General features: G+C 62.8%; 2 protein-coding genes. Both read right to left on the bottom strand.

Going from position 1 to position 2,253, the window contains the following annotated elements; genetic code table 11:
* Window positions 1-417 (bottom strand): hypothetical protein (locus AC1D1P_RS21430; protein WP_477674360.1); only part of this gene is annotated, 417 nt, incomplete at its 3' end.
* Between the two features lie 173 nt (window positions 418-590).
* Entirely contained in the window at window positions 591-2,099 is a 1,509-nt protein-coding gene (locus tag AC1D1P_RS21425; RefSeq protein WP_477674359.1) for a Do family serine endopeptidase, read from the bottom strand.
* Between the last annotated feature and the right edge of the window lie 154 nt (window positions 2,100-2,253).

The following is a 2,253-nucleotide window of genomic DNA, read 5'->3' as shown; positions in this document are numbered from 1 at the left end:
GTACTGTTCTTCGTCGATGCGCTCATAGGTGCCGGGACGGAGGTTCTGGATGAAGGGGCCGCCAGTATTGAATTTATAGGAAGTGTTGCCGCCCACGGGCTGGCTTTTGGGCGACTTGAAGGTGCTGACCACCTGCACCGAACAACTCACGCCAGGTGGCAGGTCGTTTTCAAATTCGAACGCCCATTCGCGTTCATTGATCCAGCGGCCGGAGCCCTTGGTGGCCTGTGCATCACTACAGCTTAGTGACAGCGGGGCAGGCGCCTTGGGATCGCCGAAATTGACGGCGCCTTCGTCAAATTTGGCGACGATTTGCCTGACACGGGCGACTTCGCCTTGCGGCGAAAGGCTGGTGATTTGCAGGGCATGGGCATGCAGCGAGACAGCCGCGATCAGTGCCAAAGCGGCTTTTTTCATTATTGGGCTCACGTTTTCCTCTCCTTCGGGAGGCCAAGCGTAGCCGATTTGGATGTAACAAAATGTCCCGTGAAATGGGCGAAAACCGCTCAAAAAAAAGCGGGCCTGGAGCCCGCTGGTGTGATTTTCAGAGGGCCTCCAGCAAAAAGCGGAGAGCCTCTGCGTCAGGATGCTCAGCTGAAGTTCACCGGCACAAAAATTTTGCTGTCGCCCCGCTGTATCAGAAGCGCCACGGATTTCTCTGCTTTGGCCACGGTGGCGCGCACCTGGTCGATGTTTTTCACCGGAACGCCGTTGATGGACAGCAATACGTCGCCAACCTGCACCCCGGCCATTGCCGCCGGGCCGCTGGCCTGTTGGACCACCAGGCCGTTGTCCACGCCGGCTTCCTGCTTTTCATCGGGCTGCAGCGGGCGCAGCGCCAGGCCCAGCTTGCCCTGGTTGGGCGTGTCCTTTTTGGCTGCGGCCTGGGCCGTCTTCTCGTCGGCATTGGCCAGCCTGGCAGTGACCACCTTGGCGGCGCCCTGCCGCCAGATGTCCAGCCGGATGCTGTCGCCGGGCGCTGCCAGGCCGATCAGCGCGGGCAAGTCGCCCGAGGACACGATGGGCTGGCCGTTCACGCCGCGGATCACGTCACCCGACTGCAGGCCGGCCTTGTCTGCCGGGCCGCCTTTTTCCACACTCGAAACCAGCGCGCCTTCGGGCTTGTCCAGCTTGAAGGAGTCGGCAAAGGACTGGTTGACCTCCTGCACCGCTACCCCCAGGCGCGCATGCTCGACCTTGCCGGTCGCCACGATCTGGTTCTTGATCCGAACGGCCACGTCGACCGGGATGGCGAAAGACACGCCCTGGTAGCCGCCGCTGCGGGTGTAGATCTGCGAATTGATGCCCACGACTTCGCCGCGTGCGTTGAACAGCGGGCCACCCGAGTTGCCCGGGTTGACGGCCACGTCGGTCTGGATGAAAGGTACGGCGCTGTCGTCAGGCAGCGAACGGCCCTTGGCGCTGACCACGCCGGCGGTCACGGTGTTTTCAAAGCCGAAGGGCGAGYCGATGGCCAGCACCCATTCGCCGACCTTGAGCTCGCTGATCTTGCCGAGCGTCACCACGGGCAGGTTTTTGGCGTCAATGCGCAGCACCGCCACGTCGGTCTTGGGGTCGGCGCCCAGCACCTTGGCGCGGTATTCGCGCCGGTCGGTCAGCTTGACGGTGACCTCTTTTGCATCGCGCACCACGTGGGCGTTGGTCAGGATGATGCCGTCGGGGCTGACGATGAAGCCCGAACCCTGGCCGCGTGTGGGCATTTCCTGTTGCTGGCCGCCGCGGCCGCCACGGGCCCCCGGGCCCTGCTGGAAGCGTTTGAAGAATTCGAAGAACGGATCACCGGAGGGCGTGTCGTCGTCATCGCCGTCGTCCTGTGCCATCGGGGAGTCGTTTCGTACTTTGGTGATGCCGGTCACGCTGATGTTGACGACCGCCGGGCCGTAGCGTTCGGTGATCTGCGAGAAGTCGGGCAGGGCCATGGGCACCGAGGCTGTGGTGCCGGCGGTGATGGCCGGGGGGACGGCTGCCGTGGCGGCAGGGTGCACAGCATTAAGCGCACTGACGCCGGCGCCACCGATGGCGCCCGCAGCCAGAAGTGCAGCGACAAGCCGGGTATTTTTCAATGCTTCAGATTTCATGGATGGGCTTCCTTGCGTTGAGGGCACACACCGGTGCCGATGGGTACAACTATGGGGCGGCAGCCTTAGGCGGGGCTTAAATTTGCGCGACGCAGGAAGGGCAGCGCTGCGGGCGTGAATTTTGATAAAAAGTGGCTGTAGACCACAATAGTAC

The sequence above is a fragment of the Polaromonas sp. P1_E1_2 genome, from assembly GCF_056406035.1.
Note: the sequence above shows the minus strand (reverse complement) of the source record. Positions and strands in the feature narration are given on the sequence as shown.